Here is a 26,393-nt window from a genome sequence, read left to right on the forward strand (position 1 = left end):
CACGGGCGCGGTACTGGTCCTAGCGCTTCACGCAGCGGAATCCGATGTGGCTCATGCCGGTGTCGACCATCTGCGGGCGCCGCGCGGCCGGACGGTAGCGCATGCAGTAGCTGTCGGCGCACAGGAACGATCCGCCTTTGACGATCTTGCGTGGGATGGTGAACTGCGGTTGCGCGGGGTCATAGCTGGCCGCCTCGCTGCCCGCCCACCAATCGGTGGTCCACTCCCAGACATTTCCGGCCATGTCGAACAGTCCGTATCCGTTGGGCGGGAAGGAGCCGACGTCGGTGGTGCGTCCGTAGCCGGGTTCCGGGCGCCAGGGAAAATCGCCGTGCCAGTAGTTCGCCAGGCGCTCGGTGGGCCCTTCGGGTTGATCGCCCCACGTGTAGTCGGTGTGCTCGCGCCCGCCGCGGGCGGCAGTCTCCCATTCGGCCTCGGTCGGCAATGCCCATCCGGCCCAGGCCGCGTAGGCTTCGGCATCCTCGTACGCGACGTGCACGACGGGGTGCTCGGCCCGTTTGGCGATCGACGAACCGGGTCCCACCGGGTGCCGCCAGGAGGCGCCCGGGGTCCAGGTCCACCACTGGCTGAGATGACGCAGGTCGACGGGTCCGCTGGTCCGGCGGAATACCATCGAGCCCGGTTGCAGGTTGGCCGGGCGCGCGCCCGGATAGTCGGCCGAGTTCAGCGGCCGCTCGGCGACGGTGAGATAACCGGTGGCCGAGACGAATTCGGCAAACTCTGCATTGGTGACCTGCCGAGGCTGGATGCAAAAACCGGCGATGGTCACCCGTCGAGCGGCAGCTTCTTCGGGGTAGTGCCGGTCGGAGCCCAGCATGGCGGTCTGTGCTGGGATCTGGATCAGTTCGGGCTCAGTCACCGAAGACGGTTTTCCAGTCGTCGCGCATACTGGCCCGTGTCCAGCCGGACTGCTCGGCATGCGCCACGGCCTTCTCCGCGCCTGCGGTGTAAGCGAATTCGCGCATCTTGTCATCGTGGCAGACCAACATCGCCAGCGACGGCCCGGGTCCGGCGACCGCGTACTGCAGCATCTCGATGTCCCCGTTGGAGTTGCCCACGGCCAGGATCGGCCGCCGGCCGACCCTTTCCCAGATGCCGACCGGCTTGACCGGACCGTCATTGAGGATTTCGGGCTGTGCAGTGGTCAGCAGTTCGCCGTTATGGTAGATCAATCCGACCGAACTGCCGATCACCCGTTCCGGCGGGACGCCGTACATCGCCGTCGTGACGGGCCGCATGAAGTCCCGGCCGCCGCCGGAGACGATGTAGTTGGTGAACCCCAACGACTCCAGGTAGCGCAGCAATTCGACCATCGGTGCATACCCGCAGGCGGTGTACGCACGGCCGAGTGTCGGATGCTTGGCGTCGGCGAAGAACGCGTTGACCCGCGCCGCGTGCTCCTCGGTGGTGATGGTTGCATTGGCTGAAAGAACGGCTCCGGCAAGGAGTTTCAGGTCGGAGTCGTCACCGTTGTAGTGCTTGGTGACAGCCTCGCCGAACCAGCCCAGGTCGCCGGATGCTGCGGCGGTGTAGGGCTGTTCGGCGGCCAGCGCGGGCTCGACCGCGACCTGTTCGGCGATCCGGCGCACCAGGAAGTCGAGCTGGATGTATGCCGGCTTCTCGCACCACAGCGTGCCGTCGTTGTCGAACACTGCGACCAGCTCCTCCGGTGCCACCGAATCGACGGCACGCGCCGCGAACTCGATCAGCGCCGACTTCGCGGCCTCGTCGGTCCACGACTCCAGCATCTAGTCGGCCGCCAGGAACTCGTCGAGCTTCTTGACGATCTGGTCGATGCTGAAGCTGGCCGGTGGGTGCCGCGGCGGAAATTCCTTGAAGGTGTCGAGGAACATCGACGCCATCGCCGTCGCGTAGAACGCGAAGAAGTCCCGCCGCAGGAACCATTCGTAGTACGTGTTCGATGTCATGTCGGCGTATTCGAACGGGTCGGTGCGCAGGTTGAACAGTTTGGGCACCCGCAGCTCGGTGAACGGCTCGGCCCAGATCCGCAGTGTGCCCTGGCAGCGCTGCTCGGCGAACACGATCTTCCAATTCTCGAAACGCATCGCGACGAGTTGGGCGTCGTCATTGAAATAGAAGAAGCCGCGTCTGGGACTGTGCTCGACCTCGCCCATCAGATACGGCAGCAGGTTGAACCCGTCGATATGCACCTTGTATTCCATATCGCCGATCCGATAGCCCTTCTTCAGCTTCTCGCTGACGTCGGGGTCTCCCGCGGCGGCCAGCAACGTCGGGAGCCAGTCGTGGTGCTGGATGATGTCGTTGGAAACGGTGCCGGCCTTGATCTTTCCGGGCCAGCGGATCATCTCCGGCACCCGGTAGGCGCCCTCCCAGTTGGTGTTCTTCTCGCTGCGGAACGGCGTGGTACCGGCGTCCGGCCACGAGTTTCGGTGCGGGCCGTTGTCCGTCGAATAAATGACGATGGTGTCCTCGGCGATGCCGAGTTCGTCGAGGACGTCGAGCACCGTGCCGACGTTCTTGTCGTGGTCGATCATCGCGTCGTGGTATTCCGACTGCCACAGGCCGGCCTGCCCTTTGCTGCCCGGTTTGAGGTGTGTGTACAGGTGCATGTGGGTGAAGTTGCACCAGACGAAGAAAGGGTTCCCCGCGTCGTGCTGGCGGCGAATGTACTCGACCGTGCGATCGGCGATGTCGTCGTCGATGGTCTCCATCCGCTTGGCGGTCAGCGGCCCGGTATCGGTGATGGTCTGCTTGCCGATGGGCCCGAACTTCTCGTCGTCGGGTTCGGTTGAGTCTTCGGCCAGTGCCTTGCAGTCCATCACGCCGCGCGGCAGGGCCTGTTCGTAGAGTCGCGGGAATTGATCCTTGTGTGGATAGTCGTACTGCTCGGGTTCTTCCTCGGCATTGAGGTGATACAGGTTGCCGTAGAACTCGTCGAACCCGTGCACGGTCGGCAGGTACTTGTTGAGGTCGCCGAAATGGTTCTTGCCGAACTGGCCGGTGGCGTATCCCAGCGGTTTGAGCAGCTCGGCGATCGTCGGATCCTCGGCGGCCCAGCCGATGTCGACACCGGGGATGCCGACCTTGCTCATGCCCGTGCGGTAGACGCTTTGGCCGCTGATGAAAGCGGCTCGGCCGGCCGTGCAGCTCTGTTCACCGTAGGAGTCGGTGAAGCGCAGGCCCTCGGCGGCGATCCGGTCGATGTTGGGCGTGCGGTAGCCCATGATTCCGTCGCTGTAGCAGGACAGGTTCGTGATCCCGATGTCATCGCCCCAGATGACCAAGATGTTGGGTTTTTCTCCAGGCATATTCCGACGTTAGGCCAGCCGGTCGGGCGATGGTGGGCTCTCACCAACTATTCATGAACCCTGGCTCAGGACGAACAGATCTCGTATCGGGCGATCAGTTGTCGTTCCGCCGGAGTGGGTAGGTACACCAACGGGTCGTACCTGGTGCATCCGCCGACGGTGACCACCACTGGGCCGCGGGCGAATCCGCGACCGCCGATGTGGCCGGACAGCTGATCGCCGGCACTGTAGAGAACCGGTGCAGGCAATGTCGCCACGACCGGCAGATGTGTGCGCGCCAAACTCAACGCGACCGCGATATCGTGTGATCCGATTGTCTTCTCGGAGAACCAAACTGGTGCGGCGCGGGGAGCATTGATCCGTAGCCGATCGATATGGGCGATCGCCTGGTCACTGTTGAGCCGGTTGAACACATCCAGCTCGGCCGCCGTGGCCAGTCGCCGTGATGTCTTGATCTCGGCGGGGTGCTCCTTGCCGGCCTCGACAGACCAGTCCAGCCCCGCAAGGTGCGGGAATTCAACGGACAACGTGCGCATCGCCGCGCTGACGTTGCTGTAGTCGCTCGGATCGGCGAGGTCGAGGCGTGCGAGATTCGACTGGCCTGCTTCCTGAGCGGTCAGCTGTCCGCCTGGATGCGTGATAGTGGATCGCATAGTGACTGTGGCGCCGGGGAATTCGTGCCGGAGCCTAGCCCAGTCCCGCGCCTGCTCGACGATTTGATCCGCGTTGGTGATCGCCAGCGTCCCGCTGTCGATGGCGAACAGATTCCAGCCGCGTCGCAGGTCCATCTCGAGCCGGTATCCGGTGTACTTGCCCCCGGCAAGGTCGTGCAGGTAATGCGAGGTTATCTCGGCGGCCTGATCGCTGGTCAGGTGGTCGGAAACATCGACGTACAGCCGGGAGTAGACCATGCCCTGTGCTTGGCTGCGGGCGAAGTCGCTCGTGGCCGCGACCACGCCGGGCAGATTTCGCACCTGGGCAGCGAGCGCGTCGGCGTCCGCGCGCCGGTCCGGCACGCCGCTGGGAGCGCAACCCACCAGCGCGGCGAGTGCGATCAACGCCCCCAGGAGGGCGGATAAACGGCGGATCGGCACGGCAACCGAGTGTACGGGTGTGGAGTCTGGCAACGCGCTGTGAGTGCCGAGTACTGAAGTCGCTCTCGCACCGGCCTTTTGGCCCTCGCGATCGGCACGGCTTCCGAGCACTGTGGAGGACGTGAGCGCAGACGACACCCTGGCCACGGTCCCCTTGAGCGAGGCGTTGTCGACTTTGGAGACCTCGGCCCATGGACTGACATCTGAGCAGGCGCTGACCCGTCGTGACCGGTATGGGCTCAACCAGATCGACGAAAAGCGCCTCAACCCGGTGCTGGCTTTCCTCGGCTATTTCTGGGCTCCGATCCCGTGGATGATCGAGGTGGCACTGCTGCTGTCGCTGGCCGCGCGACATTGGGCGGATGCGCTGATCATCGGCATCCTCCTGGTCCTCAATGGCCTGGTCGCATTCATGGAAGAACACCAGGCGGCCGGCGCGATTGCCGCGCTCAAAGAGGGGTTTGCAACCTCGGCGCGCGTCCGGCGGGACGGGTCGTGGGTCACCGTCGCGGTCAGCGAACTCGTGCCCGGCGACGTGGTCCGGGTACGTCTCGGCGATGTGATACCTGCTGATCTGCGGGTGCTCGACGACGTTTCGTTGCAAGTCGACCAATCCGCCCTTACCGGAGAGTCACTGGCAGTGACCAGGGGCCGGGGTCAACCGCTGTACTCCGGCTCGGTGCTGGTGCGGGGCGAGGCGGACGCGGTCGTGTACGCCACCGGTGCATCGTCGTATTTCGGGCGCACCGCTGCGCTGGTACAGACGGCCGGCACGATCAGCCACTTCCAGCGTGCTGTTCTGCGCATCGGCCACTACCTGATCGTGCTCGCCGTGGCGTTGGTGGTACTGACGACGGTGGTGTCGCTGATCCGCGGCAACGCCGTCCTGGAGACGCTCGAGTTCGCGTTGGTGGTGACGATCGCGTCCATTCCGGTCGCCCTGCCTGCGGTGCTGTCGGTCACGATGGCGGTCGGGGCGCGCAAACTCGCCCGGCAGCAAGCGGTGGTGAGCCACTTGCCGGCCATCGAGGAATTGGGCGGCATGGACCTGCTGTGCTCCGACAAGACCGGCACGCTCACCCAGAACCGGCTGGCAGTCGCCGCGGTTTGGACCGCCGACGGAGTTTCCGAGCAGACACTGCTCGCCACCGCCGCCCTGGCCTCCCGCGCCGAGGACAACGACCCCATCGATCTCGCGGTACTGGCCGGTGCGGTTCAGGTTCCGGCGGCCGAAGTATCGCTGTTCGTCCCGTTCGACCCGGTCAGCAAGCGAACCGAAGCGCAGGTGCGCGACGTTTCCGGCAAGCAGTTCCGCGTGAGCAAGGGCGCACCGCAGGTCATCGCCGCCCTGTGCGAACACGACCCCGCCGCCACCGCGGTCGCCGGTGTCGTCGACCGATTCGCCACCCATGGCTATCGTTCACTGGCAGTGGCGCAGACCGACTCGGCCGGTGTCTGGCGGGTGGGGGGCGTGCTTGGCCTGGCCGACCCGCCGAGGTTCGACTCGGCTGAAACTATCGCCGCAGCAAGGGAACTCGGAGTCCACGTGAAGATGGTCACCGGGGATCAGGTTGCGATCGGGCAGGAAATCGCCCGCCAGGTCGGCCTCGGTGACCGGATCCTCGATGCCGCCGCGCTCGACACATCCGCGGACCAAGACCTGGCTGGTGTGGTCGCGGGCGCTGACGGGTTCGCTCAGGTCTATCCCGAGCACAAGTACCGGATCGTTGAGCTCCTGCAGTCCCGAGGACACATCGTGGGAATGACCGGGGACGGCGTCAACGATGCTCCGGCACTCAAGCAGGCTGACGCCGGGATCGCCGTCGCGGGCGCGACCGATGCCGCTCGGGCAGCGGCGGATGTGGTGCTGCTCGCACCGGGACTGTCGGTGATCGTGGCCGCAATCCGGGAGGCGCGGGAGATCTTCGAGAGGATGACCAGCTACGCCATCTACCGCATCGCTGAGACGATCCGGGTGCTGTTGCTCATCACGCTCTCGATCGTCGTGATGAACTTCTTTCCGGTAACCGCGGTGATGATCGTGTTCCTCGCGTTGCTCAACGACGGTGCCATCTTGGCGATCGCCTACGACCGGGTTCGCGGCTCATCAAAACCTGCGTCCTGGGACATGCGGGGGATCCTGGTCATCGCCACCGCGCTCGGCGTGATGGGGGTGGCCGAGACGTTTCTGCTATTCCTGTTCGCCGACAAGTATTTCGGCCTGGACCACGACCTGATTCGGACCCTCATCTACCTCAAGCTGTCGGTGTCCGGCCATCTGACCATTTTCGTCACTCGCACACGGCGCCCGTTCTGGTCATCACCTGCACCTGCTCGTGTCCTGCTCGTGGCAGTGATCGGGACGCAGGCAGTGGCGACGGTGATCGCAGTCTGCGGGTTCGCCATGACGCCGCTGGGATGGCGATGGGCGGCTGTGGTCTGGGTGTATGCGATTGCCTGGTTCCTTGTCGAGGACCGGGTGAAGTTACTCGCGTATCGCCGGCTCGATCGGCGGTAACCGCGCTCGTTATCCTCGAAGGATGCCGACGAGACTCCGATTGCTCATGGCTGGCGCGTTCGTTGTCGGGCTGACTGCTCTGCAACAGCCGTCGGCCAACGCCGGAACCGGCCACGAACCGCTGACCGCCGGGGGCCTGGTGGCGGCACTCACCGCCGACGGTGTCGCGGTGCCCAACCCCATTGACACCACCGCCCAGGAGTGTCCCGCTGCCGGCTGCGAGCAAGCGATCGTCACCGACACCCTGAGGGTCAAGTCGTTCGCCACGGTCCGGCAGGCCAAGTGGTATTCGGTCACGGCGGGGCTGCCTCGATTCGCCAACATCGTCGTCGAATTCGCGCCGCCGCTGACTGCCGCCGAACGAGACGGTTATCTCGAGGCGATCGGACGGCTACTGCCATGAGGTGTCATCGGCGGCCGCTGAGCCTGGCGGTGGCGGGCCTCGCCGTGGTGTTGGCCGGCTGCGCCGGCCAGGAAGCCGGTGCGCCGCCGCGGCCGAGCGCGCCGGCTGGACCGGTGATACTCAACGACGCGTCGGTCGGCTCGGTACTGAGCGCCATCACGAAGTCCGGGCTGCCCGCCGCGAACGCACATGATTCGACGGCGTCCAGGTGCCCGCAGGCAGGCTGTGTCCAAGCGACCGACACTGACACCGTCTCGATCCTGAAGTTCCCCAGCACCGGGCGAGCGGAGATCTATGCCGCCGCGGTGCCCGACATGCTCCAGGTCGAGGACGTCGTCATGGTCTTCGCGGCTACGGTGACGAGCGAGCAGAAAGCCGCCTACGGTCGCGCCGTCAAGGACGCGATGCGTTAGCCCTTCATCTCGGCGTAGAGGTCGGTGTAGTACGGCAGGCAGTGCTCGAGCGCCTCACGTGTGGTGTACAGCGGCTGGTAGCCCAGGTCGCGGCGGGCCTTGGCGATGGAGAAGTAGTTGTCGATCGACACCCGTTCCACCGCAAGCGGTTCCAGCGGCGGCGCAGGGAACTTGAACTTGAAGTGCAGCCACTGCCAGCCGGTCAGGATGGCATGGACAACGCCGCCGGGGATCCATACCGTCGGCCACTTCTCGCCACAGGCCTCGACCACCGGCCGGGAGAAGTCGAACATGTTGATCGGCTCGCCGTCGTTGATGAAGTAGGCCTGCCCGGGTGCGGTGCCGCCGGGGACCAAATGCTCTGCGGCCAGGATGAATCCGTGCACGAGGTTGTGCACATAGGAGTTGTCGAGCTTGGCGTCCTTGTTGCCGACGAGCACCTTGACGTGCCCGGCGATCACTCGCTCGAACAGCTTGCGGAACATGGTCTGATCGCCCCGTCCCCAGATGCCGCTGGGCCGGATCGAACAGGTCAGCAGACCGTCCACACCGTTCTGGCTGAGCACGAACTTCTCGGCCACCACCTTGGTCTCGGTGTAGAGGTCGTTGAAACGTGCTGTGTACGGCATTGTTTCGTCGCCGTTGACGATCCGCTGGCCGCCCATGACCACGCTGTTGGAGGCGGTGTAGACGAATCGCTTGACGCCGGCTGATTGCGCGGCGTGCACCAGGTTCTTGGTCCCTTCGACATTCACGTCGAAGCTGCGCTTGCGGTACTCCGCGGTGACCGACGCCCCGCCCATGAGGTCGATGATCGCCGCGGTATGAAAAATCGTGTCGATCCCGTCTACGGCTGCGGCGACGGTGGCGGTGTCGCAGATGTCGCCCTGGACCACCTCGAGGCGCTCGTGGGCGGGCAACGCAGACGGTGCCCGATCGAAAGCGCGAACGAAATGTCCACGGTCCAGCAGCTCGGTCACGAGGTTTGCGCCGACGAATCCGGCGCCGCCAGTTACCAGGACGCGGCCCAGCTCGGTTGTCAGGGTGGCATCACTCATGGCGGGGAGAATAACTGAAACACGTTCCAGTTTTCCAATGTTGCAGGTTAGCGTGCTGGCCGGATCAGTCCTCGTCGGTGTCGCGGACAGCCAGCGCATCTTCGATGCGTTTGCGCGCTCCGGCTAAGTGCTCCTCGCAGCGTCGTGCCAGTTCCTCGCCTCGTTCCCACAGTTTCAGCGACGAATCAAGATCGAGCCCGCCTTGTTCGAGCACCCGGACAACCTCGATCAGTTGATCCCGGCAATCTTCGTAGCCAAGCTGACTAATGGGTGTCGTCTCGTCGGGTTTGCTCATGCGGATCCGTCCGTCGGGCCTGTGCTAGTTGCGCCGATCGCACCGTCGCCGACCCGGATGCGCAGCGCGGTTCCGGCCGGTGCGTCGGCGATTGAGCGAAGGATCTCAGCCTCTCCTTGCCCGCTGAGCACCTGGACCACGGCGTAACCCCGCGCCAGGGTCGCCGCCGGGCCCAGGGTGGCCAGCCGCGCCGCGAGGTGACCGATCCGGTCGGACTCGGCCAGGACCAGCCGCTTGACGTCGCGGCGAACGCAGGCCCGGGCCCGCTCGATCTCCTCGGTGCGATGTGTCAGCGCGCCCAGCGGGTCGGCCAGCACCGGTCGGCTACGCAGATGGGTGACGGTCCGCTGCTCGCGGCCGACCCAGTTGCGCAGCGCCTGCGCACTGCGGTGCCGAAGCTCGGACACCAGCGCCAGCTCGGCCGCCGTGTCAGGCACCACCCTCTTGGCGGCGTCGGTCGGGGTGGCCGCCCGCACATCAGCGACCAGGTCGCACAGCGGGTTGTCCGGCTCGTGACCGACCGCGCTGACCACCGGTGTGGTGCACGCGGCGATCTCTCTGCACAGCGTCTCGTCGGAGAACGGCAGCAGGTCTTCCACGCTTCCGCCGCCGCGGGCGATCACGATCACGTCGACCTCGGGGTCTGCGTCGAGTTCGCGCAACGCCTCGACGATCTGCGCCACCGCGTTGACGCCCTGCACCGCGGTGTTGCGGATGGCGAAGCGCACCCCGGGCCAGCGGGCAGCGGCAACCGTCGTCACATCGTGCTCGGCTGCACTGGCCCGCCCGGTGATCAGGCCGACGGTCGACGGCAGGAACGGCAGCGGGCGCTTGAGCCGAGGGTCGAACAGCCCCTCGGCCTCCAGCAGCCGGCGCAAACGTTCGATACGGGCCAGCAACTCGCCCACGCCGACCGCGCGAATCTCGCTGACACGCAACGAAAATGAGCCACGTACGGTGTAGAAGCTCGGTTTGCCGCACACCACCACCTGGGTGCCCTCGGTGAGCTTCACCGGCGCCGCGAGCAGCAGGCCACGCGAGCAGCTGACATCGAGCGACATATTGGCGGCCGGATCGCGCAGCACCATGTACGCCGTGGAGTTGCGAACGTTGATTTGGGTCAGCTGACCTTCGACCCACACCGTGCCGAGCTTGTCGATCCAGCCGGCGATGCGGATGGCCACCGCGCGGACCGGATACGGGTTCTCCGCAGAGTTGCTCTGAGCGTTGGTCACTTGGCGGACGCGCGGGTGATCCTGTTGGCCAGCAGCGTCTGGAAAGGCGCCCGCGACTTGGAGGCCTCCTCGTAGGCCAGCAGCGCTTCGAGGTCGGCCACGCTCAGCGACTGCAGCCGAGCGCGCAGTTGTGCCAGGGTCAGCGATTCGTAGTCGAGCTCCTCGGCGATCGGCGGCGCACTCTTGGTGGCCGTTGCCGGCGATGAGGTCTGGGCCGAGGTCTTGGTGGAGGCCTGGGCCGGGTTCTGCGACTTCACCTCGACGCCGTCGCTGTACAGGGCGAACCGGCCCTCGGTGAGACGCTCCCCGTCCTGCACCGGTGCGTCGTCGTCCTCGGCGGCATCCTCGTCGAAGGTCGCCCACTCGGGCTGCTCGTCCTTCGGGGGGAAGATGTTCTCCAGCGCGGAGTCGCCCTTGATCACCAGATCAGCCAGGTCCTGCTGCACCTTCATCACGATGTGCGCGACGGTGCTCGCCACCGTCATCGGGTACATCAGGATGGTTTGCGGCAGCTTGCGAGTTTCTTCGACAGCGGTGACGGCGGCGCCGACCAGCAGACGAACCCCGTACGGTGCAGTTGCCATGGGCCCCAGCCTACGGCTGGCCCGCCGAGGTTGCGGGAACGTACCCTGAAAGCATGCCGCCTACCGTCAACATGGGGATTCCCGGTGCCGCCAGCACGGCTGCCGGGCCAGTTACCGGCAAGCGGGTGCTGCTGGCAGAACCGCGCGGTTACTGCGCGGGCGTGGACCGAGCCGTCGAGACCGTCGAACGCGCCCTGGAGAAGCACGGCGCACCCGTTTATGTGCGCCACGAGATCGTGCACAACCGCTACGTGGTGGACACCCTGGCCAAGGCCGGTGCGGTGTTCGTCGAGCAGACCGACGAGGTGCCTGAAGGGGCCATCGTGGTCTTCTCGGCTCACGGGGTGGCGCCGACCGTGCACGAGGAGGCGGCGGCCCGCAATCTGCAGACCATCGATGCCACCTGCCCGCTGGTCACCAAGGTGCACAACGAGGCCAAACGATTCGCTCGCGACGACTACGACATCCTGCTCGTCGGTCACGAGGGCCATGAAGAGGTCGTCGGCACCGCCGGTGAGGCGCCCGATCACGTTCAGGTGGTCGACAACCCGGATGCCGTGGACAAGGTGACGGTGCGCGACCCGAACAAGGTGATCTGGCTGTCCCAGACCACACTCAGCGTCGACGAGACCATGGAGACGGTCCGACGGCTGCGGGAGAAGTTCCCGACGCTGCAGGACCCGCCCAGCGACGACATCTGCTACGCCACCCAGAACCGGCAGGGCGCGGTCAAAGCCATGGCGCCGGAGTGCGATCTGGTGATCGTCGTCGGCTCGCGGAATTCGTCGAACTCGGTGCGGCTGGTGGAAGTGGCGCTGGGCGCCGGCTCGACGGCCGCCAAGCTGGTGGACTACGCCGACGACATTGACGCGGCCTGGCTGTCGGGCGTCACGACCGTCGGCGTGACTTCGGGTGCCTCGGTTCCCGAAGTCCTGGTGCGCGGGGTTCTCGACCGGCTGGCCGAATACGGTTACGGCACCGTGCAGACGGTCACGACGGCCAACGAGACGCTGGTGTTCGCGCTGCCGCGCGAGATCCGGCCTGCCCGGAGCTAGTTCCGCAACTCAGCGGTCGCTACGCCACGATTCGGCGTCCCAGTCATTCGCACTGGGGCGTCGCGTCCTGGGCTGACGGCCCGGTTCCGGGTCGACCTCACCGCGATAACGCACCCTCGACACCGGGTGATGGGTGTCGCTGTCGCCGTTCGTCCGCCCGGGTGGACGTTGCCGGGTCGGCGGTTCGTAGGGCGGGTAGGGCTCGTAGGACGGGTAGGCCTCGCGCGGCTCGAATCGACTGCTTCGCAGCGGGGGCGAGCCGTAGGGATCCCTGCGCTCGCGCGGCTCACGAGGCTCGCGGGTTTCGCGCGGCTCACGGCGTGACGACGTGCGGCTGTTCGGGTCACGCGGCTGACGGCGACGTCGCGGTGGCTCGGGATAGTCGAGTGCGTCGGGCTCGGCGTCAACGGGACGACGCCGCGCCGATTGGCGGCGGGGCCGCTCGGGCGCCTCGGTGATGTCCTCGAGCGGGGGACGGGCATGCCGCGAGCGGGTCGGTGCCGGACGCTTGGCGGGCCGTTCCGTGCGCGGACGCCGTTCGGCGGTCGCGGGTCGGTCGATGCTGTGCTTGCGCTTGGGGGTCTCGTCGGCGTCGTCATCATCCTCGACGTCACCGTGCTGCAGCATTGACGAGAACCTGGCCGCCAGTCCGGCGAAAAGGCCGGGGCCTGCGGTGGTTTCGTCGTCGCCGTCGGGGTGGGCCGTCGCCGACGATTTGGCCGACATCCCGAAATACCAGCGCACCAACCCGATCAGCAGCACGCCGGCCGAGGTGAACAGCATCAGCGGGAAGCGCTCGATCAGCGGGTAGCCGAAGTTGATCAGGGTGTCCTTGATGCCGGTGAACGCTGCACCGTGGAACAGGAAGTAAGACCCGGGCACCATGACGAACAGGATCAGTGGCGGCTGGATGACGGCGGTGAAAATACTGGAGTGGCGCACCGCGAGAACGGCCGCCACACAACCGAGCGCATACATGGCGGCGAAGACGTTGCCGAGTTCCTTGTTTCCTGAGCCCGCATCGAAGGCGAAGCCAATTGTGGTGGCGATCACAGCAATCAGGACGGCGGCCCACCATGGCACGCCGGACAGGTTCGGGTGCGCCGAGCGGTTCGCGGGCGCCACGGAGGACTTCGCTCGCTGTGCTGACACACGTAGACCGTACCGGCTCCGGCTGAATGTGGACCGTCAGCCAGGGCCGCAAGCGGAGGGGTCGTCCGGGGCTTTCTCCTAGACTGTCTTCTCTGTGAGCCTGAGCCTCGGAATCGTCGGTCTGCCCAACGTGGGAAAATCGACCCTATTCAATGCGCTGACCCGCAACAATGTGCTGGCAGCCAACTATCCGTTCGCCACGATCGAGCCGAATGAGGGCGTCGTCCCGCTGCCCGACCCGCGGCTGACCAAACTGGCCGAGATCTTCGGCTCCGAGCGGATCCTGCCGGCGCCGGTCACGTTCGTCGACATCGCCGGCATCGTCAAAGGCGCCTCGGAAGGGGCGGGCCTGGGCAACAAGTTCCTGGCCAACATCCGCGAATGTGACGCGATCTGTCAGGTGGTCCGGGTGTTCGCCGACGACGACGTCGTGCACGTCGACGGCAAGGTGGACCCGAAGTCCGACATCGAGGTCATCGAGACCGAGCTGATCCTGGCCGACCTGCAGACCCTCGAGAAGGCGGTGCCCAGGCTGGAGAAGGAAGCCCGCAACAACAAGGACCGCAAACCTGTTTTCGAGGCCGCCACCGCTGCACAGGAGTTGCTGAACAACGGCACCACGCTGTTCGCCAGTGGCAAGGACTGGTCGCTGCTGCGCGAGCTGAACCTGATGACGATCAAGCCGTTCCTGTACGTGTTCAATGCCGACGAGTCGGTGCTCACCGATGACGGACGCATCGCCGAGCTGCGTGCGCTGGTGGCCCCGGCCGATGCGGTGTTCCTGGACGCGAAGATCGAGGCCGAGCTCCAAGAACTCGACGACGAGTCGGCGGCCGAGCTGCTGGAGTCGATCGGGCAGAGTGAGCGCGGGCTGGATGCGTTGGCGCGGGCCGGTTTTCACACGCTGAACCTGCAGACCTATCTGACCGCGGGGCCAAAAGAGGCGCGCGCCTGGACGATTCACCGCGGCGACACCGCACCGAAGGCGGCCGGAGTGATTCACACCGACTTCGAGAAAGGCTTCATCAAGGCCGAGGTCGTGTCCTACGACGACTTGGTGGAGGCGGGCACGATGGCCGCGGCCAAGGCTGCTGGCAAGGTGCGGATGGAAGGCAAGGATTACGTCATGGCCGACGGCGACGTCGTCGAGTTCCGGTTCAACGTGTAGGTTGCGCGCCGACTGTGGGGGTTGTGCACGAATTCAGCCCGTTTTTCGTGCACGAGACCCACAGTCGGGAGGATTTCCGCTTTGGCGTCTCGGGAGACCTGTCGGTGGGCGGGGCTAGCTTTGGCGGCATGAAGCTAGTGTCGATCCGCCTCATCACCGCCGACGTGAAGCGCCTCGTCTCGTTCTACGAGATGGTCACCGGAGCTGACGCGATCTGGGCCAACGAACTCTTCGCCGAGATCCCTACGCCGGTCGGTGTCCTGGCCATCGGAAGCGACAAGACCGTGCCATTGTTCGGCGCGGGATCTGCCGAGCCGGCCGCCAATCGAAGCGCCATCATCGAGTTCATCGTGACCGACGTCGACGCCGAATATGCCCGCCTGGACGGGCGATTGGACGAGGTTGTCACCGAGCCGACCACCATGCCGTGGGGAAATCGCGCACTGTTGTTCCGCGACCCGGACGGTAACCTGGTGAACTTGTTCACTCCGGTCACCGACGATGCTCGGGCCAAGTTCGGCGTCTAGTGATGGGCATGCTGCTCGCCGAGCGCGCGCTTGCCGGGCTCGCGATTGGTGCTCGGGGCCGGTGATCCGGAGCAGATGACCACGATGCCCGACCCGGCCATGGATTCCGGTTGCGGCCCATCGACGAACTCATATCGGCTGTCCGTGACGCGGGATTCGATCAGATCGAGGACAAGCGCGTGGGCAATGGCCCACGTGCTTTCCATCTTCTGGTGGGCGACCTACCGGTGATCTAGCGGCAGCAGTTCGGGTCCAGCACTGTGCAGAGTGCCACCAGCGCTTCGCGGCAAGGCCGATGGTAGACGTTCATTCCGCGACGTTCGGATTCGACCAGACCTGCCCGACGCAACTGAGACAGATGATGGCTGACGGTTGATTCGCTGAGTTCGACCGACGCTGCCAGGTCGCAGCTACACACCTCACCCGCGTCCGAACCGAACAGCAATGAGACCAGCTTGACCCGAACCGGGTCCGCTAAAGCCTTGAGCCGCAACGCGATCTCGAGTGCGGCCTGATCGCTGACGGGGCCGGCGGCCACCGGCGCGCAGCGGACCGGCGCGGACATGTCCACCGTGGGCAGCGTCTTGGGCATGCCCACATCCTGCCACGGATATTGACATACGTCGAAGAGGTGGCATCATCAACGTAGAACATAGTTCGACATAAGCCACATAGGTAGGAGCCGTCATGTCCCGCGCTCAACTTGCCCTCAACGTCGATGACCTCGACGAGGCCATCACCTTCTATTCGAAGCTGTTCAACACCCAACCGGCCAAAGTGAAGCCGGGTTACGCGAACTTCGCCGTCGTCAATCCGCCGTTGAAGCTTGTCCTGCTTGAAAATCCAGGCAAGGGCGGCACCATCAACCACCTCGGTGTCGAGGTCGAATCCAGCGCGACCGTCCACGCTGAGATCGCCCGCCTCACCGACGAAGGTCTGTTCACCGACGAGGAGATCGGCACCACCTGCTGCTTCGCCACCCAGGACAAGGTGTGGGTAACGGGCCCCGCCGGGGAGAGATGGGAGGTCTACACCGTCCTCGCCGACTCGGACACCTTCGGCAACAGCCCCGAACACTCTGCGGGAGGCACCGCCGAGGACGGCGTCTGCTGTGGCGGCACCGCTGCCGATGTCGAGAAGTCGACCGCTACCAACGCCTGCTGCTGATCGTGAACGCGCCCTCCGCCGTCGGCGTCGACACCGCAGTCGTCGGGAAGCTCTCGCTCCTGGACCGATTGCTGCCGATATGGATCGGCCTTGCCATGGCGGCCGGGCTACTCCTGGGTCGCCTGGTACCCGGTCTGAACACCGCACTGGACAAGGTACAAGTCGACGGCATCTCGCTGCCCATTGCGCTGGGCCTGCTGATCATGATGTATCCGGTGCTGGCCAAGGTCCGCTACGACCGTTTGGACACCGTCACCGGGGACCGCAAACTACTCATCAGTTCGCTGCTGTTGAACTGGGTCCTCGGACCCGCGCTGATGTTCACTCTGGCGTGGCTGCTGCTGCCCGATCTACCCGAGTACCGCACCGGTCTCATCATCGTCGGCCTTGCCCGTTGCATCGCGATGGTCATCATTTGGAATGACCTCGCCTGTGGCGACCGCGAAGCCGCCGCCGTTCTCGTCGCTCTCAACTCGGTGTTCCAGGTCGTCATGTTCGCAGTGCTCGGCTGGTTCTACTTGTCCGTGCTGCCCGGCTGGCTGGGGCTGGAACAGACCACCATCAGCACCTCGCCATGGCAGATCGCCAAGTCGGTGCTGATCTTCCTGGGCATCCCACTACTCGCCGGCTACCTGTCCCGGCGGCTGGGGGAGAAAGCCAAGGGCCGCGAGTGGTACGAATCCACATTCCTGCCGAGGGTCGGACCGTGGGCGCTCTACGGTTTGCTGTTCACCATCGTGATTCTTTTTGCGCTGCAGGGTGATCAGATCACGAGCCGCCCGCTGGACGTCGTCCGCATCGCGCTCCCGCTGCTGGCCTACTTCGCGATCATGTGGGGCGGTGGATACCTGCTGGGCGCGCTGCTCGGGCTGGGCTATCAGCGCACGACCACCCTGGCGTTCACCGCAGCGGGCAACAACTTCGAGCTCGCCATCGCAGTCGCGATCGCCACCTACGGTGCAACTTCCGGGCAGGCTCTCGCCGGAGTGGTCGGCCCACTCATCGAAGTGCCCGTTCTCGTTGCCTTGGTCTATGTCTCGCTCGCCCTCCGACGCCGTTTCACCGACGCCGCTCGACCGTCGACTGCCCCTGACAGGAGCACACCATGAATGACGTCACCGACGCGAAGCCCACCGTGCTGTTCCTGTGCACCCACAATGCGGGGCGATCGCAGATGGCGCTCGGCTACTTCAACCACCTCGCCGGGGATCACGCAGTGGCGTGGTCGGGAGGCTCGGAACCCGCCGATGAAATCAACCCCGCCGCGGTCGCCGCGATGGCCGAGGTCGGTATCGACATCTCGCGGGAGTTCCCCAAGCCATGGACCGACGAGATCGTCCGAGCAGCCGACGTCGTGGTCAAGATGGGGTGCGGTGATACATGCCCCTTCTTTCCCGGAAAGCGTTACGAGAACTGGGAATTGCCGGATCCGGCAGGCCAGGGGATCGACGCCGTCCGCCCGATTCGCGATGAGGTCGAGGCGCGCGTGCGCCGACTTCTGGACGAACTCGGTATCGAACCCACCGTTTGACGTCTGGACCACAGCGCGGCGGCACGATGATTTCCACCGACTGCGCGAGTCTCTATGGCATGGGAAAGCTGATGTTCACCGCGACCATGTCCATCGACGGCTACGTCGCCGACTCCGCCGGCGATTTTCAATGGTCGGCCCCCGAGGGGGCGGTGTTCGCCATCCACGTCGAGCGGATGGGCGAAGTATCCACCGAGGTGTTGGGCCGCCGGACCTTCGAGTTGATGCAGTACTGGGAGACCGATCCCGACGACCGAGTCTGGACGCCGGCAGAGCAGGAGTTCGCCCGCCGCTGGCGGCGCATCGACAAGGTGGTGGCGTCCTCGACGCTGACCCGGGAGGACATCGGATCGGACCGTGTCCGTCTGATGCCGGACCTGAGTCTGGCGCAACTGCGGCAGATCGTCGACGACGCGCCCGGAGTGGTCGAGATCTTCGGGCCGACCGTCGCCGCCGCCGCGATCCGGGCCGGACTGGTCGAGGAATTCCAATTCTTTGTGGTTCCGAAGGTCGTGGGCGGCGGCCTGCGCGCACTGCCCGACGATGTGCAGCTCGACCTCAGCCTCGAAGGGCACGAGACGTTCGGCAACGGCATCGTTCATCTGCGCTACGTACCTCGCGACGCGGGACCCTAACCAAGGCAACCCTTATGTCGGGCAGCGGGATTCGATGTTGAGCAATGATGCCGGAAGCGGGCGGTGAAAACCTAGACTCACGCATGACGAGGTCAGAAGCGACCGAGGGGGTCTGGTGGAGCGCGGTGCACAGGTCTCCGTCGAGGCGCTGGCGGCAGAGGCTGGCTTCGCCGCGCTGCCGCGAGAAACCGGCATCGTCGTGCAGAACGCCGACGGCGAGATCATCGCCGCCTCCCCAGTGGCGCAGGAGATTCTCGGCTTGTCGTCCGACCAGATGCTCGGACGCACGTCACAGGACCCGCGCTGGGCCGCGGTGGACGAAGGCGGCCGCTTCCTCGAAGGTGCATAGGCCCCCGCCATGGTCGCTCAGCGCACCCGAGTTGCGGTGCGCGACAGGATAATGGGCGTTCACCGCCCCGGCAGTGATGCGGCGGGGCGCCATGTGTGGCTGCACGTCGACGCCGCACCGCTCTTCCGCGCCGGCGACCCCGATCCGTGGGCGGTGGTTGCAGCCTTCCGGCCCGTCTGTGGCGAAGCCCTTAGTGCTCTGCAGCTACGCGAATCCGAGCGACTCTTCCGGATGATCGCCGAACACAGCTCCGACATGGTCGCCTGGCAGCTTGTCGAGGACACCACATTCCTGTGGGTGTCGCCCGCGGCGCGGACCGTACTGGGCTTCGAGCCGGACGACTTGATCGGGACGTACGGGATCGATCTCGTCCACCCCGACGAACGCGCCGCGCTGGCGGGGACGTGGGAAGCCTCGCGCGGTGCGGTGACGCGATTCCTGACGCGGATGCGGCACGCGGACGGGGAGTACCGCTGGATCGAGACGACCGCGCACGTCCTGCCTCTCGACGGGGACATGCCACGGCAGATGATCACCGCTCACCGCGACGTAAGCGATCGCGTTCGAGCCGAGCGAGCCCGCGATGCCGCCGTGCGGATGTTCGAGGTGACCATGAGTCGCGCCACGATCGGTGTCGGCTGGCGCAGGTTGGACGGAACGCTGGCGCGGGTCAATCCCGCGTTGTGCAGCATCCTCGGCAGGAGTGCCGAGCAGTTGGTCGGGCACCCATTGCAGGAGTTCGCCACGGACGACGGGTCGGCGTTCGCGGACGCCGTCGCCGCCGTGCACGCGGGAGCGCGCACTCACCACGAAAGTGAACGTCAGTTCCTCCGGCCGGACGGCACGGTGGTCTGGTGCCTGCTCACGGTTGTCGGCCTGCCCGATGAGCTCGGTGTCGTCTCCTCGTCGTTGGTCCAGCTCCAAGACATCACCCAACAGAAGAAGGCGGTCGCGCAGCTCGAGGAAGCCGCGCTGACCGACCCACTCACCGGACTGCCCAACCGCACCGTTCTCGAAGATCGCCTCACCCGAGCGCTCGGAAGAGCGAGACTCACCAACACTCTGGTGGGCGTGCTGTTCATCGACCTGGACAATTTCAAGAGCGTCAACGACCACCACGGCCATGATATGGGCGATAAACTTTTGTGCGAGATCGGAATTCGCTTGTCAAGCGCAGTGCGTGATGACGACACCGTCGTCCGTCTGGGTGGCGACGAGTTCGTCGTCGTCCGCGAACGCCTACCGGGCCTCACCCAGCTGGATGACCTTGCTGAGCACATCGGTCACAGTCTGTCGACGCCCTTCGACGTCGACTCCCATGCGCTGACCGTCGGCGCCAGCATCGGCCGCGCTGCCGGCTCTGATCTTACTGCTGCGCAACTACTTTCCCGAGCCGACGAGGCGATGTATCGCACTAAGCGCGACCGGCGCGGCGAGGGAGCTCAGGCGTAGCCGACCCAGCCGCGGAACGTGAACGCCGCGAAGAACTCGGTGACATCGGTGAAGCCTGCTTCTCGCAGAATGGCGCGGTCCTGTTCTGGCGGCAGAACGGGAACCTCGTTGGCGATGGCGTTGCGCGCCTTGTCGGTGTCTGCCGGATCGATGCCCGCCGCAACGAGATTCGCGACATGCCGGCTGATCCACACGTCCCGTTCGCCGTCGTGTTGCCCAAAGCTCATGTGCGCAACGACGAACGGCGCACCGGGTGCCAGCCGGCGCCGGACCTGAGCGGCCGTCTCGCGGCGGACCTCCTCGGGCAGGAAGTGCAGTGTCAGCAGACTTGTCGCGGCGGCGAACGGACCGTCCGGAGCGTCCTCGATGTAGCCACAGTGCATGCGCACTCGCTCTGCATAAGGTCCGAGGTTGCGCGCCGCGAGTTCCAGCATCGCCGCCGACGGGTCCACGGCGTCGAACGTCCACCCTGGGTGGGCCTGGGCGAATGCCTTGGTTTCCAGTCCGCCGCCGGCTCCGAGCACCAGCACCCTGGCATCGGACGGCGCGCGTTCGTCGATGAGAACCGAGGCCAGCCGGTGGATGTCGCGGTAGGCGGGCACCATCTGCGCCGCGCGGGCGGCGTACATCTCGACGTGGCGCGGATCATCGAACGGGTTCGCGGTTGAGGTCACCTACCGATGGTGCTGACGGACGAGCGACATCGGCAAGAGGATTTGCCAATCAGGCAATGACGACGAGGCGCGACGCTGACTGAGGCTGTCGCCCGCGCGCTAATATCCGCCAATGCGCAGAACACGGTTGGTCAGAGTCCCTCTCGGCCTGTTGGCCATCGCACTCATGAGTGCGGCGTGCGGGAATACCAACCAGACCGCCCAACAGTCGCCTCCGAGCACACCTGCCAGTACGTCGATGGCGCCCGCGCTGGAGGCGGTCGCGTTCGGCACCAAGGTCGATATCGCGTCGTCCGGTGGCACCGCGGCCTACATCGTCGACAACCTGCAGCCGGTGCCGCGGGACGCTCAGATCGTCCCGGCCAAGGGCGCGATGTACGCCGTCGACGTGACGATCGCCGCCAAGAGCGGCACCCCGAGCTACAACGGCTTCTACCTCGTCGCGCGCGCCGCCGATGGGTCGAACATCGCGCCCGCCGTCGGCGCTGTCCGCCCCGGGATCACCTCAGGCCAGCTCGCGCAGGACCAGCAAGTCGCCGGCCACGTCGCTTACGACGTGCCGCCGGGCCAAACCATCACCGCGATTCAATTCCGCGACCCCAAAGGCACCGTGCTGGCGGTCTGGAGCGCGGGGTAGGTTCAGCTCGGGTACGCCATTATCGGTATCGGCGCCGGAAAGGGCTTCTGACGAATCAGTCTGCCAGAACCTGTATTTCGTCGCCGAGTCGATAACCGTCGACCAGCGGTAGCGTGTCACCGCTCCAAAACCGGCCGGGATCGAACCAGTTCTCGTTCTTCTCGGTGTCGAGCAAGCCCATCTCCTCATAGGTGATGGCCACCGTCTCCGCGCAATAGGCCGTCTGCAGCCCGACTTCACGCTCGGCCAGCTTGCGCCGCTCCGCGGATTGTCGAACCTTCTTGTGTACGACCGGGATTCCCCGCGTCCAGTCGCTCACGGTGGGTAGCCGCCCGCGCAGCCAGCGGCCGGTCAACCGCGCGGTCGAGGGGAACGGGGTGCCGTCCATCCGGGCGACCACCTTCAGCAGCTGATCTTCATGTTCGCGACTGACATCCGGGGTGAGCTGCCGCAGCCAACACCGTTGACCGTACTGGTGCAGCCATTGCTCGACGGCCTCCCGGGCATCGTTGAGCTGCACCCCCCGGTGATTGGTTCCGGTCCACAGATCCAGCAGCTTGTGGCCGAGCTCGGCGTGCCAGATCAGCGGCGGCAGATCGTCGATCGCCACCGTCATGCCGACGTGGTTGACCGGCGCGTTGGTCAACGTCTGAATGGCCCGGTCCGGGCCTGATCCCCCGCGGAACAACCAGACGTCACCGGTGCGGGTTTCGTTCAGCGCCTGTGTCAACGACACGGTGTGCTCACTCACCAGCGCAGCATAATGTGATCGCATGCGCGGTATCTGGAAGTGGATCGGTCTGGCCGGTGCAGCCGGCGTCGTCGCGGGCGGGGTACTCGTCGCGCGGGACCAACGGCGCCGCAAGGCATACACTCCCGACGAGATCCGCGCCCGGCTGCACCAGCGTCACGCCGAAGCCGCTAAAAGCTAGGTGGCGTCGGCATCACGCCACCGCGTATAGCCGGTGACTGCCGCTGAACCCCTTCAGTTCGGCATCCCGACCCTCGTCGAAGCTCTGCTGATCGCCGACGGCCGTCCGCACCGACTCGCTCACCAGGATCTCGCCGCCGTCGGCCTGACTGGCGACCCGGGCCGCCATCGCGACGTTGCGGCCGAACAGATCGTCGCCGCGGCGCACCGACTTGCCCATGTGGATACCGATCCGCACCCGAATGCTGTTGTTCCGCAACCTTTTCGCGTCGCGCGCCAATTCCCGCTGCATTGCCACGGCACAATTCACCGCGGCGGAGGGATCGGCGAAGGCCACCATGAACCCGTCGCCCTGACTCTTGACGACGTGGCCGTCGTGCTTGTTCACCAACCGCCGGACCATCCGGTCGTGGCTGCCGATCAGCTTGACCCACGCCCGGTCTCCGATGCGTTCATTCAGCGCGGTGGACTCCTCGATGTCGGAGAACATCACCACCACCTTGCCGTCGGGCGCCAGCCGAGCGAGGTCCGGCCGCTCGACATCGGCCCAGTCGGCGAGTTCCTCGATCGAGGACCGCACCGCTCCGCCGAGGCCCTGGGTGCGGACCAGGTTGGCGGTCTGCCACACCTGCTTCACCGCCTCCCGGCCGCCCGTCCACAGCATGTTGCGGGTGTCCAGCCGCCCGCGAAGCTCCTCGGCTTCCCGCTGGCCGGCGGCCAGACGTGAGCGCATCACCAGCAGCGCGATCGCCTCGGCCACGACCAGCACCGCCAACACCGCAGCCGCGATCATCCAACCCACTGTGCGCCGCCCTTCTGTCCGCGATCCTGAACAGATGATGCCTCCTTACTACGAGAGCAGATTCATCCGCGCGAACCACCCTCGGCGCGCGCAGGCGATCTGGCTGCGCTGGACACGACTGCTGCCCAAGCCCGGTGACCCGGTGGCCGACGTCTGGGTGATGCTGTTCGACCCCGACGGTGCCGGAAACCGTGCACTCAAAGTGCCGCACCCGCTGGCCGCCGACTACCTGTCCGCTCCCTGGTCGGCCAGGATCGCCGACACCGTGATCGACGACGTGCACGCCAGCGCGACGCTGGACGGGGCGTCGTGCGACCTGGCGATCACGGCCGGTGACGAACCGCCGGTCAAGCTCCTCACCGACCGCTCCTATACGGCGAAGTTCCCCACTGCCAAGACCCAGGTGCGCCACCCGCTGGCCCGCTTCGACGGCACGGTGAGCCTCGGCGACACCCGAGTCACCGTCGAATCGTGGACGGGCAGTGTCAACCACAACTGGGGCAGCAAGCACACCCCTGCGTACGCCTTCGGTCAGGTGTGCGGATTCGACGAGCATCCGCACTCCAGCCTGGAGGTGGTCACCGCGCACGCCGGTCTCGGACCGCTGCGGTTGCCTGCCACGACCCTGTTCGTCCTGCGCCACGCCGGGTGGCAGGTGGCCGTGCGGTCAATCCTGAGCGCCCGGCACACCCGCGGTTCATACGCACCGTTCGAATGGTCGTTCGGCGGCCGTACCGACGGATTCGAACTGCACGGCGAGATTCGGACCGAGCCCGGCGACGTCATCGGACTGACCTACACCGACACCGACAGTGCAACCAAGTACTGCTACAACTCCGCTATGGCGGACTGCCGAATCACTCTGTCCGGCAACGGTGTTGACACCGAACTGGCCGCCTCCCGACGCGCGATGTTCGAAATCTTGACCGACCAGCGGCTCGAGGCCGTACCTCTGCTCGTATAGCGCCTGGTTGACTGGCGGTATGGCCATCCTCGTCGTCGGCAGGCTCGAACCGTCTCTGGAGAACCAACTGACGGCCAAGCACACACCTCTGCGACAACCTGTCGATGCCCAGCAGGCCGACGAGGTGACGGTGATCGTGTGCGGTGGCCGGCCTGGTGTCGATGCCGCGCTGATGGATTCGTTGCCCGCGCTGGGAGCCATCGTGAACTTCGGCGCCGGGTACGACGCCATCGACGTCGACGCGGCCCGCGAGCGGGGCATCGGGGTGAGCAACACCCCCGACGTCCTCAACGACACCGTCGCCGACACCGCGCTGGGGCTGATCCTCGACAGCATGCGCCGGTTCAGCGCCGCCGACCGATACGTGCGGGCCGGCCGCTGGGCAACCGAGGGGCCGTTCCCGTACACCCGCGACCTCAGTGGCAGCCGCGTCGGCATCCTCGGCCTGGGCCGGATCGGTTCGGCGATCGCCGCCCGGTTACGCGGATTCGACTGTGCCATCGCCTATCACAATCGCCACGAGCTACCCGACAGCCCGTACCGCTACGCTGCCTCACCGGTGAAGCTGGCGGCGACCGTCGACGTCCTGGTCGTCGCCACCGCCGGGGGATCCGACACCGCGCAGCTGGTGGATCGCGAGGTGCTGGAGGCGCTCGGCCCGGACGGTTTCCTGATCAACGTCGCCCGCGGCAGCGTCGTCGACCAGGACGCGCTCATCGAGTTCCTGGAAGCGGGCCGTCTGGCGGGCGCCGGTCTGGATGTCTACGCGGCGGAACCTGACGTGCCCGTCCGGCTCTGCGAACTCGACAACGTCGTGCTGTTGCCGCACATGGGCAGCGCTACGCTTCAAACCCGAACGGCGATGGCCACGTTGGCGATGCGCAACCTGGAAGAGTTCCTCGCCAGCGGCCAGCTGGTCACGCCGGTCTAGCGGGTGACGAACGAGACGACGGCCTCGCTGAAGGCGTCGTTGTCGTCACCGGCAGCGGTGTGGCCGGCGTCGGAGAGTTCGACGAACTCCGCAGGCACCTTCGCCAGGAAGTCCTGCACCCCTTCGGCGCTGACCACGTCGGACAGCTTGCCGCGGATCAGCAGGATCGGGATGGTCAGGTCGATGGCAGCCTGTTCGAGGCGCTCCACCCGGCCGAACGGATCGTCTTTCGGGGCGGTCAGGAACGCGGGATCCCAATGCCAGAACCACCGGCCGTCCCGGAAGCGCAGGTTTTTCTTGAGACCGTCGAGGTTCTTCGGCCGCTTGCGGTGCGGCAGGTATCCGGCGATGGCGTCGGCCGCCTGTTCGAGGTTGTCGAAGCCGTCCACATTGCTGAACATGAAGTCCCGGATCCGGGCGCTGCCGTCCTTCTCGAAGCGGGGCACCACGTCGACCAGCACCAGCTTGGTCACCACGGCAGGCCCGGCCTCCTTGGCCACCAGGATGCTGGTCAACCCGCCCATGCTGGCACCGATCAATACCACCGGGCGGCCGATCTGCTCGAGCACCCGCAGTACGTCGGCGGACAGTGAGTCGACGCTGTAGTCGGCATCCGGGGCGCGGTCGCTGTCACCGTGCCCGCGAGCGTCCAGCGCGATCACGTGAAAACCGTGGTCGGCCAGCACCTGGCCGGTGTTCTTCCAGGAGAACCGGTTCTGCCCGCCGCCGTGCAACATGAGGATCGTCGGGCGCTCAGCCGCCGACTCGGCGCCCCGGTTCCACTCGTCGGCCACGAGGGCGAGCTCGTTGGTGCCGCGGAACTCCACTGTCTGACCGCTGTTCGTGCTGCTCACCGGCATCCTCTCGACCGAACCTGAACAGCACGTTACATAGCGGTGCTATCGATGAGTTTCGGTACCCCGGCCGGTCAATCCCTTCGCCCGTCCTGGAGAGGAGACCACCCGTGCCCACCATCACCCCGTCGCTGTGGTTCGACGACGACCTCGAGGAGGCGATGCGGTTCTACACCGGCATCTTCCCGAATTCGTCCATCGAATACGTCAACCGCTACACCGACGCGGGGCCCGGCACCGCCGGCCGGGTCGTGTCGGCCGGTTTCACCCTCGACGGCACCCGGTTCGTCGGCATCAACGGCGGCCCGGTGTTCTCGTTCACCGAAGCGGTGTCGTTCCTGATCGAGTGTGCTGACCAGGCCGAAGTGGACTATTACTGGGATGCGCTGGTCGCCGGCGGTCAGGAATCACAGTGCGGCTGGCTCAAGGACCGATTCGGGCTGAGCTGGCAGGTGGTGCCCACCCGGCTCTACGAGCTGCTGTCGGACCCCGACCAGACCCGAGCGGCCGCCGCGACCAAGGCCATGCTCGGGATGCGCAGAATCGTCATCGCCGATCTGGAGGCCGCTGTCTCGAACCCGTGACGGCCCTCACAGCGCCTACCGGTAGCCTTTCGCCCCAAGTGCGGGTGATCGGAGCCCGGTAACGCCGCA

Annotated in this window: 31 protein-coding genes and 1 pseudogene; 17 read left to right on the forward strand and 15 right to left on the reverse strand. The window is 65.9% G+C overall.

Going from position 1 to position 26,393, the window contains the following annotated elements; all coding sequences use genetic code 11:
• Positions 1 to 19: 19 nt before the first annotated feature.
• From Y900_RS18350 to Y900_RS18365, 4 genes are all read right to left on the reverse strand, one after another.
• On the reverse strand, positions 20 to 880 hold the full coding sequence (locus Y900_RS18350) for a formylglycine-generating enzyme family protein (RefSeq protein ID WP_036343685.1): 861 nt from the start codon (positions 878 to 880) through the stop codon (positions 20 to 22).
• Positions 873 to 1,769, reverse strand: coding sequence for an HAD family hydrolase (locus Y900_RS18355; RefSeq protein ID WP_036343687.1), 897 nt, complete (start codon positions 1,767 to 1,769; stop codon positions 873 to 875). The genes Y900_RS18350 and Y900_RS18355 overlap by 8 nt, the downstream gene beginning before the upstream one ends.
• The gene (locus Y900_RS18360; protein ID WP_036343689.1) at positions 1,770 to 3,311 is read right to left on the reverse strand and encodes an arylsulfatase; all 1,542 of its coding nucleotides are present in this window, start codon (positions 3,309 to 3,311) and stop codon (positions 1,770 to 1,772) included.
• A 65-nt stretch (positions 3,312 to 3,376) separates the two neighbouring features.
• Positions 3,377 to 4,405 carry a hypothetical protein gene (locus Y900_RS18365; protein ID WP_131536211.1) on the reverse strand — a complete coding sequence of 343 codons (1,029 nt, stop codon included), beginning with the start codon at positions 4,403 to 4,405 and terminating at the stop codon, positions 3,377 to 3,379.
• Positions 4,406 to 4,526: 121 nt separating this feature from the next.
• On the opposite strand from Y900_RS18365, the gene Y900_RS18370 reads away from it, so the two are divergent.
• The 3 genes from Y900_RS18370 to Y900_RS18380 are packed head-to-tail and all read left to right on the forward strand — an operon-like array spanning position 4,527 to position 7,739.
• A complete protein-coding gene (locus tag Y900_RS18370) occupies positions 4,527 to 6,923 on the forward strand; it encodes a plasma-membrane proton-efflux P-type ATPase (protein WP_420329775.1) in 2,397 nt (798 codons plus the stop codon).
• Between the two features lie 22 nt (positions 6,924 to 6,945).
• Positions 6,946 to 7,326, forward strand: coding sequence for a hypothetical protein (locus tag Y900_RS18375; RefSeq protein ID WP_131536213.1), 381 nt, complete (start codon positions 6,946 to 6,948; stop codon positions 7,324 to 7,326).
• The gene (locus Y900_RS18380) at positions 7,323 to 7,739 is read left to right on the forward strand and encodes a hypothetical protein (RefSeq protein ID WP_131536215.1); all 417 of its coding nucleotides are present in this window, start codon (positions 7,323 to 7,325) and stop codon (positions 7,737 to 7,739) included. Before Y900_RS18375 ends, Y900_RS18380 begins: the two co-directional genes overlap by 4 nt.
• On the opposite strand, the gene Y900_RS18385 is transcribed toward Y900_RS18380, so the two are convergent.
• The 4 genes from Y900_RS18385 to Y900_RS18400 are packed head-to-tail and all read right to left on the reverse strand — an operon-like array spanning position 7,736 to position 10,911.
• Positions 7,736 to 8,809 carry a 3-beta-hydroxysteroid dehydrogenase gene (locus tag Y900_RS18385; protein WP_109751234.1) on the reverse strand — a complete coding sequence of 358 codons (1,074 nt, stop codon included), beginning with the start codon at positions 8,807 to 8,809 and terminating at the stop codon, positions 7,736 to 7,738. The genes Y900_RS18380 and Y900_RS18385 overlap by 4 nt on opposite strands.
• Positions 8,810 to 8,861: 52 nt before the next feature.
• Positions 8,862 to 9,092: an exodeoxyribonuclease VII small subunit gene (locus Y900_RS18390; protein ID WP_036343701.1), complete on the reverse strand. Its 231-nt coding sequence runs from the start codon at positions 9,090 to 9,092 to the stop codon at positions 8,862 to 8,864.
• Positions 9,089 to 10,327: an exodeoxyribonuclease VII large subunit gene (gene xseA / locus Y900_RS18395; protein WP_036343702.1), complete on the reverse strand. Its 1,239-nt coding sequence runs from the start codon at positions 10,325 to 10,327 to the stop codon at positions 9,089 to 9,091. The genes Y900_RS18390 and xseA overlap by 4 nt, the downstream gene beginning before the upstream one ends.
• Complete coding sequence (locus Y900_RS18400; RefSeq protein WP_036343704.1) at positions 10,324 to 10,911, reverse strand: lipid droplet-associated protein; 588 nt, start codon at positions 10,909 to 10,911, stop codon at positions 10,324 to 10,326. Before Y900_RS18400 ends, xseA begins: the two co-directional genes overlap by 4 nt.
• Positions 10,912 to 10,964: 53 nt before the next feature.
• Here Y900_RS18400 and Y900_RS18405 point away from each other — a divergent pair, with 53 nt between their 5' ends.
• Complete coding sequence (locus tag Y900_RS18405; RefSeq protein ID WP_036343705.1) at positions 10,965 to 11,966, forward strand: 4-hydroxy-3-methylbut-2-enyl diphosphate reductase; 1,002 nt, start codon at positions 10,965 to 10,967, stop codon at positions 11,964 to 11,966.
• A 9-nt stretch (positions 11,967 to 11,975) separates the two neighbouring features.
• On the opposite strand, the gene Y900_RS18410 is transcribed toward Y900_RS18405, so the two are convergent.
• Positions 11,976 to 13,118: a DUF6542 domain-containing protein gene (locus Y900_RS18410; protein ID WP_036343706.1), complete on the reverse strand. Its 1,143-nt coding sequence runs from the start codon at positions 13,116 to 13,118 to the stop codon at positions 11,976 to 11,978.
• Between the two features lie 94 nt (positions 13,119 to 13,212).
• Here Y900_RS18410 and ychF point away from each other — a divergent pair, with 94 nt between their 5' ends.
• Both ychF and Y900_RS18420 read left to right on the forward strand, forming a co-directional pair.
• The gene (gene ychF / locus Y900_RS18415) at positions 13,213 to 14,286 is read left to right on the forward strand and encodes a redox-regulated ATPase YchF (RefSeq protein ID WP_036343707.1); all 1,074 of its coding nucleotides are present in this window, start codon (positions 13,213 to 13,215) and stop codon (positions 14,284 to 14,286) included.
• A gap of 128 nt (positions 14,287 to 14,414) precedes the next feature.
• Entirely contained in the window at positions 14,415 to 14,813 is a 399-nt protein-coding gene (locus Y900_RS18420; protein WP_036343708.1) for a VOC family protein, read from the forward strand.
• Here the strand turns inward: Y900_RS18420 and Y900_RS32440 are convergent.
• Entirely contained in the window at positions 14,810 to 15,019 is a 210-nt protein-coding gene (locus Y900_RS32440) for a hypothetical protein (protein ID WP_036343709.1), read from the reverse strand. The two genes, Y900_RS18420 and Y900_RS32440, sit on opposite strands and share 4 nt — an antisense overlap.
• A gap of 26 nt (positions 15,020 to 15,045) precedes the next feature.
• On the reverse strand, positions 15,046 to 15,405 hold the full coding sequence (locus tag Y900_RS18430; RefSeq protein WP_036343710.1) for an Rv2640c family ArsR-like transcriptional regulator: 360 nt from the start codon (positions 15,403 to 15,405) through the stop codon (positions 15,046 to 15,048).
• Between the two features lie 95 nt (positions 15,406 to 15,500).
• On the opposite strand from Y900_RS18430, the gene Y900_RS18435 reads away from it, so the two are divergent.
• From Y900_RS18435 to Y900_RS30380, 6 genes and pseudogenes are all read left to right on the forward strand, one after another.
• A complete protein-coding gene (locus Y900_RS18435; protein ID WP_036343711.1) occupies positions 15,501 to 15,980 on the forward strand; it encodes an ArsI/CadI family heavy metal resistance metalloenzyme in 480 nt (159 codons plus the stop codon).
• A gap of 2 nt (positions 15,981 to 15,982) precedes the next feature.
• On the forward strand, positions 15,983 to 17,089 hold the full coding sequence (gene arsB, locus Y900_RS18440; protein WP_036343713.1) for an ACR3 family arsenite efflux transporter: 1,107 nt from the start codon (positions 15,983 to 15,985) through the stop codon (positions 17,087 to 17,089).
• A gap of 5 nt (positions 17,090 to 17,094) precedes the next feature.
• Positions 17,095 to 17,511 (forward strand): annotated as a pseudogene (locus Y900_RS18445) (arsenate reductase ArsC); the annotation flags it as partial.
• Between the two features lie 59 nt (positions 17,512 to 17,570).
• Positions 17,571 to 18,146, forward strand: a complete 576-nt coding sequence (locus Y900_RS18450) for a dihydrofolate reductase family protein (RefSeq protein ID WP_036347190.1) — start codon at positions 17,571 to 17,573, stop codon at positions 18,144 to 18,146.
• Between the two features lie 115 nt (positions 18,147 to 18,261).
• Positions 18,262 to 18,495, forward strand: a complete 234-nt coding sequence (locus tag Y900_RS18455) for a PAS domain S-box protein (RefSeq protein WP_036343716.1) — start codon at positions 18,262 to 18,264, stop codon at positions 18,493 to 18,495.
• A 9-nt stretch (positions 18,496 to 18,504) separates the two neighbouring features.
• A complete protein-coding gene (locus Y900_RS30380) occupies positions 18,505 to 19,947 on the forward strand; it encodes a diguanylate cyclase domain-containing protein (RefSeq protein WP_081845161.1) in 1,443 nt (480 codons plus the stop codon).
• Here the strand turns inward: Y900_RS30380 and Y900_RS18465 are convergent.
• The gene (locus Y900_RS18465; RefSeq protein ID WP_036343718.1) at positions 19,938 to 20,621 is read right to left on the reverse strand and encodes a class I SAM-dependent methyltransferase; all 684 of its coding nucleotides are present in this window, start codon (positions 20,619 to 20,621) and stop codon (positions 19,938 to 19,940) included. The genes Y900_RS30380 and Y900_RS18465 overlap by 10 nt on opposite strands.
• Positions 20,622 to 20,733: 112 nt before the next feature.
• On the opposite strand from Y900_RS18465, the gene Y900_RS18470 reads away from it, so the two are divergent.
• Positions 20,734 to 21,258, forward strand: a complete 525-nt coding sequence (locus tag Y900_RS18470) for a DUF1942 domain-containing protein (protein WP_081845162.1) — start codon at positions 20,734 to 20,736, stop codon at positions 21,256 to 21,258.
• Positions 21,259 to 21,313: 55 nt separating this feature from the next.
• Here Y900_RS18470 and Y900_RS18475 read toward each other — a convergent pair whose 3' ends face one another.
• Entirely contained in the window at positions 21,314 to 21,994 is a 681-nt protein-coding gene (locus tag Y900_RS18475) for a guanylate cyclase (RefSeq protein WP_081845336.1), read from the reverse strand.
• Positions 21,995 to 22,031: 37 nt separating this feature from the next.
• On the opposite strand from Y900_RS18475, the gene Y900_RS31750 reads away from it, so the two are divergent.
• Positions 22,032 to 22,190, forward strand: coding sequence for a hypothetical protein (locus Y900_RS31750; protein ID WP_109751093.1), 159 nt, complete (start codon positions 22,032 to 22,034; stop codon positions 22,188 to 22,190).
• A 12-nt stretch (positions 22,191 to 22,202) separates the two neighbouring features.
• Here Y900_RS31750 and Y900_RS18480 read toward each other — a convergent pair whose 3' ends face one another.
• The gene (locus Y900_RS18480) at positions 22,203 to 22,982 is read right to left on the reverse strand and encodes an adenylate/guanylate cyclase domain-containing protein (protein ID WP_192827528.1); all 780 of its coding nucleotides are present in this window, start codon (positions 22,980 to 22,982) and stop codon (positions 22,203 to 22,205) included.
• Between the two features lie 43 nt (positions 22,983 to 23,025).
• Between Y900_RS18480 and Y900_RS18485 the strand changes: the two genes are divergently transcribed.
• On the forward strand, positions 23,026 to 23,955 hold the full coding sequence (locus Y900_RS18485) for a hypothetical protein (RefSeq protein WP_036343724.1): 930 nt from the start codon (positions 23,026 to 23,028) through the stop codon (positions 23,953 to 23,955).
• Between the two features lie 19 nt (positions 23,956 to 23,974).
• Entirely contained in the window at positions 23,975 to 24,886 is a 912-nt protein-coding gene (locus Y900_RS18490) for a 2-hydroxyacid dehydrogenase (RefSeq protein ID WP_036343725.1), read from the forward strand.
• Here the strand turns inward: Y900_RS18490 and Y900_RS18495 are convergent.
• A complete protein-coding gene (locus Y900_RS18495) occupies positions 24,883 to 25,740 on the reverse strand; it encodes an alpha/beta fold hydrolase (protein WP_237752592.1) in 858 nt (285 codons plus the stop codon). The two genes, Y900_RS18490 and Y900_RS18495, sit on opposite strands and share 4 nt — an antisense overlap.
• 110 nt (positions 25,741 to 25,850) lie before the next feature.
• Between Y900_RS18495 and Y900_RS18500 the strand changes: the two genes are divergently transcribed.
• Complete coding sequence (locus tag Y900_RS18500; RefSeq protein ID WP_036343728.1) at positions 25,851 to 26,324, forward strand: VOC family protein; 474 nt, start codon at positions 25,851 to 25,853, stop codon at positions 26,322 to 26,324.
• The last annotated feature ends 69 nt before the right edge of the window (positions 26,325 to 26,393 follow it).

Origin of the sequence: Mycolicibacterium aromaticivorans JS19b1 = JCM 16368, from assembly GCF_000559085.1 — a bacterium.
Classification (GTDB): domain Bacteria; phylum Actinomycetota; class Actinomycetes; order Mycobacteriales; family Mycobacteriaceae; genus Mycobacterium; species Mycobacterium aromaticivorans.

Bases quoted from the DNA above. Each gene is read 5' to 3' on its own strand.
- Y900_RS18480 (WP_192827528.1), bottom strand. From the start codon at position 22,982: ATGATCGCGGCTGCGGTGTTGGCGGTGCTGGTCGTGGCCGAGGCGATC.
- Y900_RS18485 (WP_036343724.1), top strand. From the start codon at position 23,026: ATGATGCCTCCTTACTACGAGAGCAGATTCATCCGCGCGAACCACCCT.
- Y900_RS18435 (WP_036343711.1), top strand. From the start codon at position 15,501: ATGTCCCGCGCTCAACTTGCCCTCAACGTCGATGACCTCGACGAGGCC.
- Y900_RS18360 (WP_036343689.1), bottom strand. From the start codon at position 3,311: ATGCCTGGAGAAAAACCCAACATCTTGGTCATCTGGGGCGATGACATC.
- Y900_RS18470 (WP_081845162.1), top strand. From the start codon at position 20,734: ATGCGCAGAACACGGTTGGTCAGAGTCCCTCTCGGCCTGTTGGCCATC.
- Y900_RS18355 (WP_036343687.1), bottom strand. From the start codon at position 1,769: ATGCTGGAGTCGTGGACCGACGAGGCCGCGAAGTCGGCGCTGATCGAG.
- Y900_RS18380 (WP_131536215.1), top strand. From the start codon at position 7,323: ATGAGGTGTCATCGGCGGCCGCTGAGCCTGGCGGTGGCGGGCCTCGCC.
- Y900_RS18375 (WP_131536213.1), top strand. From the start codon at position 6,946: ATGCCGACGAGACTCCGATTGCTCATGGCTGGCGCGTTCGTTGTCGGG.
- Y900_RS31750 (WP_109751093.1), top strand. From the start codon at position 22,032: ATGCGCGGTATCTGGAAGTGGATCGGTCTGGCCGGTGCAGCCGGCGTC.
- Y900_RS18405 (WP_036343705.1), top strand. From the start codon at position 10,965: ATGCCGCCTACCGTCAACATGGGGATTCCCGGTGCCGCCAGCACGGCT.
- Y900_RS18400 (WP_036343704.1), bottom strand. From the start codon at position 10,911: ATGGCAACTGCACCGTACGGGGTTCGTCTGCTGGTCGGCGCCGCCGTC.
- Y900_RS30380 (WP_081845161.1), top strand. From the start codon at position 18,505: ATGGTCGCTCAGCGCACCCGAGTTGCGGTGCGCGACAGGATAATGGGC.
- Y900_RS18390 (WP_036343701.1), bottom strand. From the start codon at position 9,092: ATGAGCAAACCCGACGAGACGACACCCATTAGTCAGCTTGGCTACGAA.
- Y900_RS18450 (WP_036347190.1), top strand. From the start codon at position 17,571: ATGGGAAAGCTGATGTTCACCGCGACCATGTCCATCGACGGCTACGTC.
- Y900_RS32440 (WP_036343709.1), bottom strand. From the start codon at position 15,019: ATGGAAAGCACGTGGGCCATTGCCCACGCGCTTGTCCTCGATCTGATC.
- Y900_RS18420 (WP_036343708.1), top strand. From the start codon at position 14,415: ATGAAGCTAGTGTCGATCCGCCTCATCACCGCCGACGTGAAGCGCCTC.
- Y900_RS18430 (WP_036343710.1), bottom strand. From the start codon at position 15,405: ATGCCCAAGACGCTGCCCACGGTGGACATGTCCGCGCCGGTCCGCTGC.
- Y900_RS18490 (WP_036343725.1), top strand. From the start codon at position 23,975: ATGGCCATCCTCGTCGTCGGCAGGCTCGAACCGTCTCTGGAGAACCAA.